We start from the raw sequence: 15,417 nt of genomic DNA, 5'->3' as shown, positions 1-15,417 counted from the left end.
GATCCCGGACGGCAGCAGATGCACATATCTCCTGAAAAAAACCTGTCGCAGTTTACAGAAACTACGCGTTAGTTAGGTGAACATCAAAGTCACTCTAAGTTTAGGCCAGTTAAATGGTAGAACTTATTTTATTGGTCCATAAGTTGAGTCCTATAAATATTCTCTCGCATAATATATTTTTCCGTTCTGAATGTCATCGGAAGTTATTATATCGACAAGAACCCCGCCTACAAGATCTGTATCCTTTAAAAGATTATTTTGCTTATATCCCTTAAATTTCTCTACTTCAGCAAATTCAGCCTTTGAGCTGGAACGGATTTTCTTCTGCATTTCTGTATCCATAATCCCTGGGCTGAAAGCTATAATTTTGTTATCGGTGCTCAGTTCTTCCTGTTCCAATGCTGCAGTTTTTGTATACATATTCATACTTGCCTTCGTCGAACAATACGCACTCCAGCCATACATCGGTGATTCTGCCGCACCGGAAGTGATATTTGCACCTATAAGTGGAACACCCTTTTCGGTTGATTCATTAAGAAAATAATTTGTAAGTACCATCGGAGCCACAGAGTTTACGTGGACATGTGTTAACAGATCATTGGGTTTTATATGCATTGACTGTTCAATCGGCTCGACAATACCTGCATTATTGACTAAATAAACAGCTGTCGGATTTTCCAGAAAAACAGCTTCACTTATTTCCTTACACGTTTGTTCCAAAACAGCTATATCCGCAAGATCACATGATATATGTTTATAGGTTGTGTTATTTTCTCTAGCTATTGCTGATAAATGATCATTTGTACTTCGCGATAACCCAATAACATTTACTCCGGTTTCCAAAAACAGCTTGGCAATTGATTCACCAAGCCCTTTTGAGGCACCTGTTACAATAGCGTATTTCATCAGATAATCCCCACCTTCTCATTATGTCGCTTTAAATAAAATACCCTGAAACAGAGGGACAGAAACCGGATGATTGCATTAATCCTTCAGTTATTTTCCTCCCATAGGTTCTGCAACTATAGGTACAGGTATATCCGCTTATTTCTTCACTTCATTCCAGTAATACACAAGTGTTTCCATTCCTTTATCAAAACTGTCGAGTGGAAAACTTTCATTTGGAGAATGCAAGCGATCCTCAGGTGTACCAAACCCGAGCAATACGATTGGCATATGATAGATATCCTCAATCCATTCAACAACCGGAATAGAGCCGCCCATTCTTAGATAGACAGTGTCTTTTCCAAATGCTTTCGTATAGCTTTCCGCCGCTTTTTTAATAAGCGGGTGTGTCGGTTCTACTTTATATGCTTTTGCTGAAAGCTTCTCCTTTTTCACTTCCACTCTTACTCCGGAAGGTGCTGCTTTATTTACATGTGCTTCCAGTAACTGCTGGATTTTATCTGGATCCTGACCTGGAACAAGACGACAGGTTATCTTTGCTGTTGCTTGAGAAGGAATAATTGTTTTGGTTCCCTCACCTTGGTAGCCTCCGAAAATACCGTTAATTTCTAAAGTTGGACGACCCATCGTATGCTCTTTTGCAGTGTACCCTTGTTCAGATACTGTCTCTTGGATTCCGGCTGTTTCAACAAAGTCTTCCCCAGGAGCCTCCTCCATTAGCTTTCGTTCCTCTTCTGACAGTGCTTCTACGTCATCATAGAAACCTTCCACAGTGACTACTTCATTCTCGTTTTTCATGGATGCAAGGATGTGACTTAGCGCCATAATTGGATTTCTGACTGCTCCCCCATACATTCCGGAATGCAAATCATGGTCCGGACCATTTACGGTAATCTCAATCCCCGTAAAGCCTTTTAGTCCATAAAGGATGGTTGGTTGATTTTTGGCTGCCATCCCAGAATCGGAAATTACTGCGAAGTCTGCCTGGAACTGATCTTTTTTCTCCCTTAGAATCTCATAAAGATTTTCACTTCCGATTTCTTCTTCTCCTTCAATGCAGACCTTCACATTGATCGGAATCTCGCCTTCTGTTTTCATATAAGCTTCGAAAACTGCCAAATGCATAAATACCTGACCTTTATCATCACTCGATCCGCGCGCATAAAGTCTTCCCTCTCTCACTTCGGGTTTAAAGGGATCACTTTTCCATAAATTGATCGGATCTACAGGCTGCACGTCATAATGCCCGTAAAACAATACCGTTGGTGCATCTTTACCTGCTCCATTATATTCGGCATAGACAAGTGGGTGTCCATCTGTTTCCTGTTGTTCCACTTTGTCAAAACCGATATCATTCAGGTATGTAACGATGAAATCTGCCGCTTTTTTCACATCATTTTTGTGATTGCTGTCCGTGCTTATACTTGGTATGGATAGGAATTCATTTAATTTCCCCAGCAGGTGATTTCTGTTGTCTTTCAAGTATTGCAATGCTTTTTCGCTCATAACACATACCTCCGAGTTCATTTGATACTTCTATATTAGCATAAGGGGAAATAAAAAGGACAATCCGTTAAATGGACTGCCCAATGTGTTTATTCATGCAATGCTGCCTGCAGATCTTCAATTAAATCTTCAGCGTCCTCTATCCCTATAGATATACGGATTAAGCCGTCGGTAATTCCAAGCTCTCTCCTTCTGTCCGCCGGTATGGAGGCATGTGTCATTTTAGCTGGAATGGAAATGAGACTTTCTACAGCTCCAAGACTCTCTGCCAGCGTAAAGTACCTCACTTTGGCAAGTACTTTTTCTGCCTCTTCCCCACTGCCAACATCAAAAGAGACCATTCCGCCAAATCCTGCTGCCTGTTTTACGGCAATTCCATGCCCTGGATGACTTTCTCTTCCAGGATAATAAATTGTGGAGACCTTTTTATGATTCTCCAAAAAGGAGACGATTTTCTTTGTATTCTCTTCGATTGCTTCCATTCGCAATGCCAGCGTTTTTATGCCGCGCATCAAAAGCCAGGAATCCTGTGGACCAAGCACCGCACCGACAGAGTTTTGAATGAAATGAAGCTGTTCAGCAAGTTCTTTTGTCTTGACAACAACCAAACCGGCAACAACATCACTGTGGCCACCGATATATTTTGTGGCGCTGTGAAGAACAATATCCGCCCCAAAGTTCATAGGTTGCTGCCAATATGGCGTTGCGAAGGTATTATCGACGATCAGTAATAAATCATGTTTTTTTGCGATTTCTGCCATTTTTTGCAGGTCGGTAATCTTCAATAACGGATTTGTAGGTGTTTCAACAAATATGGCTTTTGTATTTTCGTTAATCGCAGCCTCTACAGCCTCCGTTGAACTTGTGTCTGTAAATGTATGGTGCAAGTTAAAACGATTTAATACTTTGGTCATTACCCGGTAAGACCCACCGTATACATCATCTGTCATGACGACATGGTCACCGGCATTAAATAACATCATAACCGAACTGATAGCCGCCATTCCAGATCCGAACGCAAATCCTGCATTGCCGTTTTCCAAATCGGCAATTACCGTTTCCAATGCAGTACGGGTTGGATTTCCGGTGCGTGAGTATTCATAGCCTCGGTGGTTCCCCGCTCCATCCTGTTTATACGTACTCACCTGATAAATCGGAACAGAAACAGCACCCGTTTTTTCATCACCTGTTATTCCACCATGAATCATTTTTGTTTTTGATCTCATTAATTACTCTCCCCTTCCTTTTATCAGGTAGTTTCGTATATATTCTTGCTCAAATATCGATCACTTCCATCTGGAAACACCGTTACAATATTTTCCCCTTTAGATGCTTTTCCAGCCTCCTTTAGAGCAGCATACATTGCAGCACCTGAAGAACTGCCGACAAGCAAGCCTTCTCTGGCGGCTAGTTCCTTTACCATTAGAAAGGCATCTTTATCAGAAACTGTGTAGATTTCGTCTATATAAGACCTATCGAAGTATTCGGGGAAAAATTCCATCCCTATTCCTTCCGTCAGATGTGAACCCGGGTCACCGCCACCGATGATGGACCCCTCCGGCTCTACAATTGCGGTTTTTATAGTTGGATTCATTTCTTTCAAAAATTTGGAAGTCCCCATAAATGTCCCTCCAGATCCGGATCCAGCAATAAAAACGTCCACTTTCCCGTTAAGATCTCTCCAAATCTCAGGTGCCATTGTTTTATAGTAAGTTTCTGGATTGGCTCGATTTGAAAATTGCTTTGGAGAAAAACTGTTTGGAATCTCATTCAATAATTGCTCGGTTTTTTCAATTGCTCCAGTCATACCTTTATCCCTGGGTGTATGAACAATTTCAGCTCCTAAAGCAATCATTAGCTGCTGTTTTTCTCTGCTGAAGTGCTCGGGTACACAAAAAATCACAGACAAGTTCTTTTCCAGCGCTGCAATTGCAAGCCCAATACCTGTATTTCCCGCTGTTGGTTCGATAATCGTGCCACCTTCAGCAAGCTTTCCGCTTTCGATAGCATCTTTAATCAGTTCCATGCCCAGTCGATCTTTCACACTGCCCCCAGGATTGAAATACTCCAGCTTTGAATACAGGCGCACTCCTTCAGGCAATGCAAAACTTTTTATTTCCAGCAAAGGAGTTTCACCAATTAATTCATGTATTGATCTATAAAGTGCCATTATTTTCCCTCACTTAAACAAAAGCGGAAGCTGATGGGTTGAAAAATCCATAGATCTGGGCTGATATATTTACTGCTTGTTACTTCCGCTGATGCTATTCTATCCTAAATTTCACACCAATAATCTTTTAACTGCGGGTAACCATCTGATTTTCTCTTTGTTAATATTGCTAAAAATAAGGTTATTTGCTCAAAGTCATTTTCGCACTGTTTTTTGATATTTACCGATTCAGTATCCTAAAAAACTTCGTGCCATTCACTTCTGTGATTCAGCATTTCTTCCGCAATTTCTTTTGCACCTTCCAGACTATGGTTTGCTGCCCAGCCACACTGTACTTCATTGCATGCCGGAACCTCGTTGGCTTCCATAACATCCTTTAGCGTGTTTTCAAGCATCGAAAGGACATCCTCATAGTCTTCGTGATTAATGAGTGACAAGTAAAAACCTGTTTGGCAGCCCATTGGTCCTATATCCAAAACAGAATCTGTATGATTTCGAATATTCTCCGCCATTAAATGTTCCAAGGAATGGAGTCCAGCCATCTCCATGTGTTCTTTATTCGGCTGCTTAAAACGGATATCATACTTTTGAACCTTATCACCGTTAGCACCTTCTGTTACTCCTACTAAACGAACATATGGTGCTTTTACTTTTGTATGATCAAGATTAAAACTTTCCACATTCATTTTTTTATCCATCGTATAATCCCTCTCCTCTTTGGCTTATTTTTTGTCAGCGGTAATCACCCAAACAAAATCGTTCATTTGTTTAAATGATACATCAAAATGATGCTTTTCAAAAGCATTCTTTATTATATCAAGAGTCGGGTAATATTCACGATTCAAATCTGCAGCCAAATCAAGAAATCCTTTATCGATAGCCTCAGCAATCTTCAATTGCTTGTCGGCTTCGCTTCTGAACATCGTGTCTCCAAACACAATTCTCCCATTACCAGGAAGAATTGCGGCAAACCTCCCGATTGCTGTTTCTTTTTCATCATCCGTTAAATGATGAAAGGCATATGTGCTGACAATAGTCTCAACATCATTCGGCAATTCGGGGTAGTTGATAAAATCACCATCCAGTACGATCAGTGATGAAATTTTTCTGCTTGCGATTTGTCGCATTGCTTTGGAAGGTTCAATTCCGATTACATGATGACCAGCCGCAATCAGTTTTAAGGATAAATTGCCAGTCCCCACACCAAACTCTGCAACCCGCCCAGTGCTTTGCCTCACAACTTCTTCCAGAATTTCTTCATAATTTGCAAAAACATCTTTATACTGTGGGTCTTCTCCTACGACACTCTTATCATAATCCGTTGCCCATTCCTCAAACAACTCAATAAACTCTCTGCCCATTTTTATCACCTCATAGTTGACTAAAACATAGTAAATTACTATGGTTACTATGAATTATATGTATACAATATAACATAGGTTTCTTTCTTAATCAAAAAAATAAAATAAAGTGGATAGGACATTACTATGAGTACCATTACTAAAACAAATGGTTTCGAGACAGGAAAAAAATCCGAACTAATTCGAATTCTAACTAAAGAATTCTGAATCACTGTTCGGATTTTTCTATAGATAAACCACTTTTGTGCCAGTCTCAATTTATCTGTTTTGTGGGAAAATACGTTGGACCATATTTCCAATCTGATCAAAGAAACCTTCCACTGGACGACCTGCATTCATATCATCGACATAATTATTTGTTAAATCGACAAAATCGGGGTTTGTTGAAACATACACATTATCAATATTGTTATCGACTGATCTGACGATATCCCCTATTTCATCTTTAACTTCTTCTGTAAGTTCATCTTCGCCCATGCCGTTGTTTCCGTTGTTTCCATTGTTTCTGTTGTTGTCATGGTTTCCGTTATTTCTGTTTGTCCCTTGATTTTGTTCATTGTTGTCTGTATCTAAAGTCGCCGCTACGTATGCATTATTATCCGTTGTGAGAACTTGTACGCCACTGACACCATCAACTTCTTCTGTTATGCGTTCTGCAGCTTCCTCGGATACATCATATTGGTTATTGCGATTTCCAATATTTCTTGTATTATCACGGTTTTGGAAGCGGTCAGCATCTCTTTCCATCGTATTATTACGAACATTTGTCATTCCATCACCAGTATTGTCATTGTACCCGTCAGGTGCTCTATTACCCGCTCCAGTTAAATCTTCCTGGCCTGTGTTGTCGGCATTCTGACACGCAAATAAAGTCAGCAAAAATACCGCAAATATGCTTAATAATTTAAACTTAGTTTTCAATTTACATTCCTCCTTACGTGTTTGAATTTAGTATGTTACGGAGAAATGTATCTATTCTTTTTAAGAATATCCTTTTTATGGTATTCACACCATATATGTTACGGTCATTATATATATAAAGCGGGAAAACATATAAGTAACCCTTGACAATCAAGGAGGGGTAACAATGATTCCGGACTACGACAAGGCTCTATACTATACGCTATGGGGACAATGGGATGACCTGCTAGTATTAATGGTTCGGACAAAGGACGATATCCTGTCAAAAAAAATCGAACAATTTCTGAATGCCTACCATTACTCATTAGACCAGACTAAAGTGATCGATACTCATGATACACTTCTTTACTATTTGGACCATGCGATGAAATACGATCCCCCCAGCCATTGTTGAAATGTAAAAAAATGGAAAAGTGCTTATTAGCGCTTTTCCATTACTTATTTCCGTTGCCATGATTATTACCACGGTTTTGATTATTGCCATTACCGTGGTTCTGGTTATTGCCTTTATTATTACTGTTCTTGTCTTTACTATTGCCCTTGTCTTTCTTATCCGTACCATTGCCGTTATTTTGCTTATGTTCGTTCTTGTTGCCATTATCGGATTTTTTCTTTTTTTCTTTAGGTTGTTCCTTTGATTTTTCATTATCAGCTATTTTTTGTTCTTTTCCATTACTGTTATTCGGAGTGCTCGGTTTCTGTTCAGTTTGTTTTTCCTTTTTCATGCTATTTTCTGAACTGTTACCATTAGAGTTCATCTCACCGTTTTTTTCCTTCAACACACTAGGATGGGCATCCGTTTTGCTATTGCCTTTATCGCTGCTATCAGAAAAATTACCTATATTAGGTCTGTCCTGAGCTTTTTCACCCGTGTCATTCACTACAGGTGGAGTGACCCTTGTATCCCTATTGAATTCTGAAGACTTATCCTCTTCCACATCACTTTTTTCATTATAAAAAGAATCAATAATTGCTTTATCAGTGGAATCCAGTGAATTTTCCATAGAAGAGTTTTTATCTTCATCCAATATCTTTGAGGCCATTTCTTCATTCATTGATATTTCTTTATCTACAGCTTGTTTCCTAATATTATTGGGTACAACCAACGTGGCAATTTCCCATCCCGATACGTTGGAAAAATAAGAATCCAATTTTCCAGGCAACGGTGCTGTTCCCTCAGGATTTTCCTCAGCATAACTGATACCGACGATCATATTTCTTTCATCATTAATAAATCCTTTCTGTTCCGTTTCGGCAAGGATCATTTCTATTACTTTCTCGATATACTCATCTTCATAATCTGGAATATCTTCCAAAAGGATAGATGCATCTTCATTTATTGCTCGTATATGCTGAACATTAAAATCTTTATCTACTTCCATTTCAATACTTGGATTAATATCCACTGTAACATAAGCATATGTTTTACTTTCTCCAGCAAGAAAATAAATAGGAAATGCTAATAAAAGCACGATACAAGCCATGGAGAGTGCTCTGATCGGCATATTCATCTCTTTCCAGGGAAATAGCATGGCCACCGTCTTTTTCTCCGTCTTCCAAGGTTTATAGGAAACTTCTTCTCCCACATCTGCATTTTCACCAGGTACAGTCACTTTTTCAAAGGAACCGTCCTTAGTCATTATAATCGTGTAGTCGCTATGGCGTTCCAACACAATTCCTTTTTTCATTGCCCCACTCCCTTAAGATAATCCTTAAGATAGATATAGTCTTCACTGAGTACAACAAAAATCGCTAATATAAATTTACGATTACGCTCAAGTGTTTTCTTGCTTACATCTACTTTATTTACCAATTCTTTAATGGGAAGTTTTTTCTTAATATGAACAAACTCCCTTAATTCCTCGTCCTCAAAAAGAATTCTTGCAGTTTTCACTGCTGATTCCCTTGCATCCTTGTGTTTTGGTGAAGCATCGGTAAGATCAATCAATGTTAACTTGTACTCCTTCAGTTTTTCTTTGAAATCCATAATTTCTTCTCTGCGGTGAAGGGCATCCATTTCCAGATTATATTTCTCTTTTACGGCAACCAATTCCATTGGGTTTTCCATTTGTTCCGCATCGTAGGACTCGTCCAGTGACAATGGTGTAGGTCTTTTCTGATTATACCTGATATAATCTATTACCTTACGCTTAACTACAAGTTTGGAAAAGGACAGAAATGAACTTCCTTTATCTGGAGAGTAAGAAAAAATGGCTTCGTTAAATGCTGACAAACCAATGCTGAACTCATCATCTCTCTTAGGATCTATGTATCGTTTACATACTTCCGAGACACTTTTTGCGATAAAAGGCTGATAGGTACGCAATAAGTAATTTTGCATGGATGTATCCCCTTGCTGAATGGCTTCGACCATTTCCTCAAGGGGCCTGTCTTTAACCCCGTTACGCATCAACACTGGGAAAACCTCCCATGCAATATAGAATACGTACATTTTGCACCCTTTTTGGGCGTAGTTATTACAGAATTATATTTATTCATTAACTTTTTATTATCATTTATATATTTCATATGATGTTCCCACCATCTTCATTTTATAGTTTTATTTTTATATCGGCAAATCCGACAATATTTTTCAGTATCTTTAATGTTAACCTATCAATTAACGAGTTGCTATCTCAATTAGATTACATTTCGTTTAAAATCCCGTAACTATCGCCTGATTTGCATGTGGCGGATTAGAATTCAGACAAAACGAAAGCGCTTTGAATATTTATTTTTGAATTTTACATAATATATTATGTATTTCTCCTTGTTCAATCAGAGGTGCTTGGCGCTTTGTTTCTCCTGCTCCACGTTTGAATTTGGATAAACGTTCGGTTTATGCTGCGCACACGAAAAATGCCTGCCCTTCTTTAAGAAGAGAAGACATTTGATTAGAAAACTAACTGCTTAAGCCTTTGGGTGAATGCTTTAGTTGCTCTTACGCGAGGGAGAGGTTTATGCTTTCTACCTTGCGTATGACAGACTGGCTATTATATCCTTTTTATCCGTAAACGGTTTATTGCTAGAAATCCCGGCAACTGAGTCATTGATATATAAATCTTTCTCGAACCAATCAACAGTGCCAATCTGCTCCGTCCGATATATATATAATTCATCTTCAGTGAAATTATCACTGGTTTTTACGACAATATATTTAATTTCCCAATGTTCCGTATCATAGATCATATCGGTAATCTTACCAATTTTTCCATCTTTGGCATGGACTTTGAAACCGATTGTCTCATCTTCACTCCGCAGACCATTACCAGTTCTGTGCCCATCTATTGGTCTGTGTGCATGCGGCTCTTCAGGAACATTATCCTGTAACATGCTGTCATGCTCAAACGTACCGAGCGGCTTTCCATCAGGACCCAATAATGCATTGCTTCGATAAGTGTTCCACCCGAAATAATCCATCAAAGTACTTTCCTGATCAGAGGATAGATCTTCGTTTTCAGGAACGGGAGGACTGTTGCGAACGGTATCTTTATCATATTCGACATCAACAGATTCTTCCTCTTCATGGATAGCGGTAAATGTACTAGGTGGGAGCAAAACCTTTCTTCCTGGAAGCCATTTTCTTGTATCGACAATGGCGTACCTTATTTCCCAATTTTTGTCATCTATATATAGATCTTTTATTTTACCCATTTCTCCATCTGTGGCATGGATATTATAATTTTTAATTTGCGAGGTATAATTATACATAACATACGCCTCCATTTAAGGATTTAGTTACTGTATACCCTATTTTGGAGGCGCTAAACCTGTCATCTTCTATTTTGCTGCATGTTCATAAAAATAATCAATTGGTACAAATAACCCAACTTTCCCTAAATCATCATGATCCATTGTCGCAAAAATAACTCCAATGACTTCTCCATTTTGATTAATGATCGGACTGCCACTGTTTCCTCTATATACGGGTGCTTCTATCATCAGTACCTCTTCATTCCAGCTGCGCAATTCCGTGTAACCGATAATATTCCCTTCATTTGCAATACCATTGAATCGCAGTGGATTACCTATAAACCATACCGTCTCGTTTGCCGAGAAAACCGTTTGCTCGGCTAAGTTTAAATAAGGCAGGTTCTCTTCATCTACTTGAAGCACTGCCAAATCAATTTCAGGGTAGATTTCAGCGACCTCTGCTGTAAAAAGTCCTTCTTCAGGAAAAGCAACTGTCACACTCTCTTCCCCTTCAATCACGTGATGATTCGTTAAAATGGTCCCATTTTCTGAAATAGAAAAACCGGTTCCTTTACTGTTATCTGTTTCTACCACGACAACAGCTTTTTTGTAGCTTTTAATGTCATCATCAGCAGATAATTTTGCAGAGGTGATGAGAAAATCAATCGCCGGTATGGAAAATGTCTGCGGTATAATAGCAAATACATTAAAAGCCAATGCAAAAGCGATTAACCAAAACGCCCATTTTGGGAATGGACGTTTTGGTTTGGACGCTTCATCGGACTCAGCACGCTCTAATGCTTTTCTGCGTTCTTCCTGAACCAGTTCATATAGTTCCTCATCATCAAATTCTTCATATAAATCTTCATCTATAATATCCTTTGGTTTGTTCTCTTTGGGATCCATATGTCACCTCATACACCGATTAATGATTTACAGTGGTAAAAATTATACAACAGCCTCCACCTTGCCTTGCTGCATTTGATACATCTGGTAATATAAACCTTTCTCTTTAATTAGTTTATCATGATTTCCGTGTTCTTTGATAGTGCCATGGTCAAGTACGAAAATAATATCGGCCTGTTGGATTGTTGACAGGCGATGGGCGATAACCAATGTTGTTCTTCCTTCTTTGAGTACTTCCAATGCTTCCTGTATGATATTTTCCGTTTCGGTATCGATATTGGCGGTTGCTTCATCAAGGATCAAAATTGCCGGGTCAAAAGCCAGCGCACGTGCGAATGAAATCAGTTGTCGCTCACCTAGTGAAAATGTCGTTCCGCCTTCAGTTACGACTTCATCATAGGCTTTTGGCAGCTTTTCAATGAACCTGTTTGCCCCTACAGCTATCAAGGCGTTTATTGCAGCCTCTCTTGTTATTCGCTCATCATTCATTGTCACATTGGAAACAATTGTCCCCGAGAACAAAAACGGATCCTGCAAAACAATTCCCATATGGCTTCGAACCTGTTGTCTGGACCAGTCCTTCGTATTGTGACCATCAATCAATATACTGCCTTTTTGAGCGTCATAGAATCGGAACAGCAAATTCATGATAGAACTTTTCCCAGAACCTGTATGACCGACGAATGCCGCAGTCTGGCCTTCCTGAATCTGAAAGGAAATATCCTTTAGAACATAATCGTCCTTATTATAAGCGAATGAGACATGCTCAAATTTAATTTTCCCATGATACTTTGCTATGTTTTCATTATTGACATCTTCCCCATCGCGATCGAGCAATTCGAACACTCGACCACCTGCCACTCTGGCCTGCTCAAGTAATGGAAGCTGGTTCACTATGTCTGTTACAGGTTCAAAAAGTCTTGTAATATAATCTACAAACGCATACAGCATACCAATGGATATGACACTGGTCAGCCCGAACGAAGAAGAACCGAAATACCAAATAAAACCGACAAATGTTAGATTTCTGATGACTGTCACAAGATTGTATGATGTCAACGCACTTAACTTGATGAGCTTTTTCTGATACGTGTAAGTACGGTTATTTAACACTTCAAACTCTTCTTTGGTTTTCTTTTCACGATTGAACGCCTGTATGACCGGCATTCCCTGGATGGATTCATTTATATTCCCGTTTATTTGACTGATTGTGGCACGGATCACTTTATTGTACTTTGTCCCAAAATACTTATATGCCTTTACCCAGACAAATAACAACGGAATCAGCAACAAACACAATGCGGCAAGCTGTGCGTCCAATATGAACAAAGCGACGAATATTCCGCCCATATAGACGACACCTGTCACGATTATCGATAATACCCGCTCATACAAATCCCGAATTGCTTCTGTATCATTCGTAATTCTTGCTACAATTGTACCTGCTGGCTGATCTACAAAATAAGTAATCGGAATCCGCTGGGTATGGGCAAATAAATCGTTCCGCATTTTCTTAACAATCTGGTTGGCTGACTTCTGGAGGAGAAATGTTTTAAAAAATTGAAAGGCACCCGCTATAAGCAGAAGAACCATATATAATACCAATAACATAATAATAGGCCCCTGTTCTGGTTTAAAGAAAGGGTATACCTCTGTTAACGATAACCTGTCTGCATTATATTGATAGGTTTCTGCAGGTGTTGTAACCATTATTCCATTCTCACCAGATGCTCTTTCACCTTCAAGAGGAACAACCTCATCAATAAAATAATAGGTTGTGCCTATTTGAAGCAATGTAACCTCCTCACTGATTACCTCATCTGAACCAGTAAGTCGGTCAGCCCGTTTGTAATAGCGATTATTGTAAGCAACTGTCTGATTATCATCATTGTCAGCGACCTCATTCCAGTAGCCTTCCACTCCAAGAATGTGATCATCAATAACAGTTTTTGCAATTAATGGACCAGCCAATTCAAGTGCAACTGCTATCATTAAACAAAATAAACCGATTAAAATTCCTTTCTTATATTGCAAGGCGTACTGGAATAACCTCTTTTCAGTTGATGGTTTCATTATACCGACACCTCCCCATCTTCCAATTGCTGTTGCTGATACTGTTCTTTATACCAGCCATTCAGCTTCATTAATTGTTCATGTGTCCCTTCTTCTGCAATCTTCCCATCCTCGATCACTATGATAAGATCTGCGTGGGTAACTGCGGACATACGATGTGCTGCAATAAAGGTCGTTTTATTTTGCCTCTCTCTCCTAAGATGCTCAATAATTTTCGCCTCTGTCTTCCCATCTACAGCTGACATTGAATCATCCAGAATTAGTATTTCCGGGTCTTTGATAAAAGCTCTAGCTAATGCTACACGCTGTTTTTGGCCACCAGACAATGTAATACCACTTTCGCCAACTTGTGTATCCAATCCATTTGGCAGCTGTTTCATATCATCAAGGAAATACGCTAGGTCCATTACCCGGAATATTTCTTCATCGGTTGCATCCGCCTTTCCAAATTGAATGTTTTCTCGGATTGTTTTCGAAAACATCATTTGATCCTGCGGCACATATCCAATCCAGTTTCTCACCTGTTCCAAGCTGATATCATTTAAATTTGTATCACTGATTTTAATAGTGCCATCCACTCCTGGAAATTGTCTGAGCAGCAATTTAAAAAGCGTCGTTTTACCTGCACCGGTCTTCCCGACAATACCAATAGTTTGGCCCTTTCTAACATTTAGCGATATATTTTCCAACTGCTTCCTTTCAACAGTAGGATAAGAGAAAGACACATTTTCAAATTGAATGGAATCGACAGTTGGAACCTTCTTTGGGTCTGCAGGGGATTTTACATCCGCTTCATAGGATAATGTCTTATTCACCCGGTCCAAGGATGCATTACCACGTTGCATTATATTAATCAGTTCTCCAACAGCAAACATCGGCCATATGAGCATACCAAGATAAAAATTGAATGTGACAAGATCACCAAGTGTCATCGCACTTTCAAAAACTAAAAAGGCACCATACCCCAATCCAATCGTATAGGAGGTTCCGACAAGTATTTTCATCGTCGGTTCAAATAATGCATCAATTTTGGCAACTTGGATATTTTTCTTGTATACATTTTCAGTCATCGCCTGAAATCTGTCTGCATCCTGTCTTTCCTGTACAAAGGCTCGGATTACCCGTACCCCTCTGATTGATTCCAGTACTTCATTATTCATATTTCCAAATGCTGCCTGGGCCTCTGTAAACCTGGAATGAATTGCAGAGCCGTATTTATTCATTACAATAGCCATGATTGGCAATGGAATTAACGCTGCAAGAGTTAGTTCCCAACTGATCGTGATTCCTATTACCAATACAATCATCAGCATGAAAATACTGGAATCCACAAGGGTAAGAACACCAAACCCAGCAGTCTGAGTTATAGCTTTCAAGTCATTTGTTGATTGGGCCATTAAGTCCCCCGTGCGATATTTCCCATAAAATGTGGGAGTCATTTTTAGAAAGTGTGAAATCAAACGACTCCGCATCCATTTTTCAAGAATGACCGCTCCCCCAAACAGTGTGTAATCCCAAAGAAACGAAATCGCATAATGTACAATTGTAAGTACAAGATAACCAATTATAAGCATTGTCAAAATTTGCACCGTCAAAGAATCGAACTGTATATGATCGATTGTCAAACCGACGAGTTTTGGTGGAATAAGCCCTATCGCACTTGCAAGAATTAATGAAATTATCGCAAACAGATACCTTTTCCAATAATACTTAAAAAACCAATCAAGCTTTTTAAAAACCTGAAACATCCCTCTCACCTTCTAATCTCTATATAGTTTAGGCTTTTTTAAATTGTTGTTATTGAGACAAAATCTGTAAACTACGAAGTATGCAAAGTCGGATAATTGTCTTCGGCTACCGCTCGGGGAAATACACTGCGCT

General features: G+C 39.2%; 14 protein-coding genes. 1 reads left to right on the top strand and 13 read right to left on the bottom strand.

What is annotated here, in order from left to right; all coding sequences use genetic code 11:
- Positions 1 to 150: 150 nt before the first annotated feature.
- The 7 genes from A4245_RS01500 to A4245_RS01470 form a co-directional block, all read right to left on the bottom strand.
- A complete protein-coding gene (locus A4245_RS01500) occupies positions 151 to 906 on the bottom strand; it encodes a (S)-benzoin forming benzil reductase (RefSeq protein WP_067724963.1) in 756 nt (251 codons plus the stop codon).
- Between the two features lie 138 nt (positions 907 to 1,044).
- Entirely contained in the window at positions 1,045 to 2,412 is a 1,368-nt protein-coding gene (locus tag A4245_RS01495; RefSeq protein ID WP_067724961.1) for a dipeptidase, read from the bottom strand.
- A gap of 89 nt (positions 2,413 to 2,501) precedes the next feature.
- Positions 2,502 to 3,638, bottom strand: a complete 1,137-nt coding sequence (locus A4245_RS01490) for a bifunctional cystathionine gamma-lyase/homocysteine desulfhydrase (protein ID WP_067724959.1) — start codon at positions 3,636 to 3,638, stop codon at positions 2,502 to 2,504.
- 23 nt (positions 3,639 to 3,661) lie between these two features.
- Entirely contained in the window at positions 3,662 to 4,582 is a 921-nt protein-coding gene (locus A4245_RS01485; protein WP_067724957.1) for a PLP-dependent cysteine synthase family protein, read from the bottom strand.
- A 236-nt stretch (positions 4,583 to 4,818) separates the two neighbouring features.
- On the bottom strand, positions 4,819 to 5,280 hold the full coding sequence (locus A4245_RS01480) for an S-ribosylhomocysteine lyase (protein WP_067724955.1): 462 nt from the start codon (positions 5,278 to 5,280) through the stop codon (positions 4,819 to 4,821).
- A gap of 24 nt (positions 5,281 to 5,304) precedes the next feature.
- Positions 5,305 to 5,943, bottom strand: coding sequence for a class I SAM-dependent DNA methyltransferase (locus tag A4245_RS01475; RefSeq protein ID WP_067724953.1), 639 nt, complete (start codon positions 5,941 to 5,943; stop codon positions 5,305 to 5,307).
- A 258-nt stretch (positions 5,944 to 6,201) separates the two neighbouring features.
- Positions 6,202 to 6,864, bottom strand: a complete 663-nt coding sequence (locus A4245_RS01470; RefSeq protein ID WP_067724951.1) for a YhcN/YlaJ family sporulation lipoprotein — start codon at positions 6,862 to 6,864, stop codon at positions 6,202 to 6,204.
- Positions 6,865 to 7,030: 166 nt separating this feature from the next.
- Here A4245_RS01470 and A4245_RS01465 point away from each other — a divergent pair, with 166 nt between their 5' ends.
- On the top strand, positions 7,031 to 7,258 hold the full coding sequence (locus A4245_RS01465) for a YhdB family protein (RefSeq protein ID WP_067724949.1): 228 nt from the start codon (positions 7,031 to 7,033) through the stop codon (positions 7,256 to 7,258).
- Positions 7,259 to 7,298: 40 nt separating this feature from the next.
- Here the strand turns inward: A4245_RS01465 and A4245_RS01460 are convergent, their stop codons facing one another.
- From A4245_RS01460 to A4245_RS01435, 6 genes are all read right to left on the bottom strand, one after another.
- Positions 7,299 to 8,552, bottom strand: coding sequence for an anti-sigma-I factor RsgI family protein (locus A4245_RS01460; RefSeq protein WP_067724947.1), 1,254 nt, complete (start codon positions 8,550 to 8,552; stop codon positions 7,299 to 7,301).
- On the bottom strand, positions 8,549 to 9,274 hold the full coding sequence (gene sigI, locus A4245_RS01455) for an RNA polymerase sigma factor SigI (protein ID WP_067724997.1): 726 nt from the start codon (positions 9,272 to 9,274) through the stop codon (positions 8,549 to 8,551). The genes A4245_RS01460 and sigI overlap by 4 nt, the downstream gene beginning before the upstream one ends.
- A 557-nt stretch (positions 9,275 to 9,831) precedes the next feature.
- Positions 9,832 to 10,575 (bottom strand): PRC-barrel domain-containing protein, encoded by a 744-nt coding sequence (locus tag A4245_RS01450; RefSeq protein WP_067724945.1) that lies wholly within the window; start codon positions 10,573 to 10,575, stop codon positions 9,832 to 9,834.
- 69 nt (positions 10,576 to 10,644) lie between these two features.
- On the bottom strand, positions 10,645 to 11,463 hold the full coding sequence (locus tag A4245_RS01445; RefSeq protein ID WP_067724943.1) for a S1C family serine protease: 819 nt from the start codon (positions 11,461 to 11,463) through the stop codon (positions 10,645 to 10,647).
- 42 nt (positions 11,464 to 11,505) lie between these two features.
- Complete coding sequence (locus A4245_RS01440) at positions 11,506 to 13,536, bottom strand: ABC transporter ATP-binding protein (RefSeq protein WP_067724942.1); 2,031 nt, start codon at positions 13,534 to 13,536, stop codon at positions 11,506 to 11,508.
- Positions 13,536 to 15,284, bottom strand: a complete 1,749-nt coding sequence (locus A4245_RS01435) for an ABC transporter ATP-binding protein (protein ID WP_067724941.1) — start codon at positions 15,282 to 15,284, stop codon at positions 13,536 to 13,538. Before A4245_RS01435 ends, A4245_RS01440 begins: the two co-directional genes overlap by 1 nt.
- Between the last annotated feature and the right edge of the window lie 133 nt (positions 15,285 to 15,417).

The sequence above is a fragment of the Oceanobacillus damuensis genome, from assembly GCF_001618145.1.
In the GTDB taxonomy this organism is placed as follows: Bacteria; Bacillota; Bacilli; order Bacillales; family Amphibacillaceae; genus Oceanobacillus; species Oceanobacillus damuensis.
The sequence above is the reverse complement of the archived record's forward strand: the minus strand, read 5'-3'. Positions and strand labels throughout refer to the sequence as shown.

Bases quoted from the DNA above. Each gene is read 5' to 3' on its own strand.
- A4245_RS01500 (WP_067724963.1), bottom strand. From the start codon at position 906: ATGAAATACGCTATTGTAACAGGTGCCTCAAAAGGGCTTGGTGAATCA.
- A4245_RS01495 (WP_067724961.1), bottom strand. From the start codon at position 2,412: ATGAGCGAAAAAGCATTGCAATACTTGAAAGACAACAGAAATCACCTG.
- A4245_RS01490 (WP_067724959.1), bottom strand. From the start codon at position 3,638: ATGAGATCAAAAACAAAAATGATTCATGGTGGAATAACAGGTGATGAA.
- A4245_RS01485 (WP_067724957.1), bottom strand. From the start codon at position 4,582: ATGGCACTTTATAGATCAATACATGAATTAATTGGTGAAACTCCTTTG.
- A4245_RS01480 (WP_067724955.1), bottom strand. From the start codon at position 5,280: ATGGATAAAAAAATGAATGTGGAAAGTTTTAATCTTGATCATACAAAA.
- A4245_RS01475 (WP_067724953.1), bottom strand. From the start codon at position 5,943: ATGGGCAGAGAGTTTATTGAGTTGTTTGAGGAATGGGCAACGGATTAT.
- A4245_RS01465 (WP_067724949.1), top strand. From the start codon at position 7,031: ATGATTCCGGACTACGACAAGGCTCTATACTATACGCTATGGGGACAA.
- A4245_RS01460 (WP_067724947.1), bottom strand. From the start codon at position 8,552: ATGAAAAAAGGAATTGTGTTGGAACGCCATAGCGACTACACGATTATA.
- sigI (WP_067724997.1), bottom strand. From the start codon at position 9,274: ATGCGTAACGGGGTTAAAGACAGGCCCCTTGAGGAAATGGTCGAAGCC.
- A4245_RS01450 (WP_067724945.1), bottom strand. From the start codon at position 10,575: ATGTATAATTATACCTCGCAAATTAAAAATTATAATATCCATGCCACA.
- A4245_RS01445 (WP_067724943.1), bottom strand. From the start codon at position 11,463: ATGGATCCCAAAGAGAACAAACCAAAGGATATTATAGATGAAGATTTA.
- A4245_RS01440 (WP_067724942.1), bottom strand. From the start codon at position 13,536: ATGAAACCATCAACTGAAAAGAGGTTATTCCAGTACGCCTTGCAATAT.
- A4245_RS01435 (WP_067724941.1), bottom strand. From the start codon at position 15,284: ATGTTTCAGGTTTTTAAAAAGCTTGATTGGTTTTTTAAGTATTATTGG.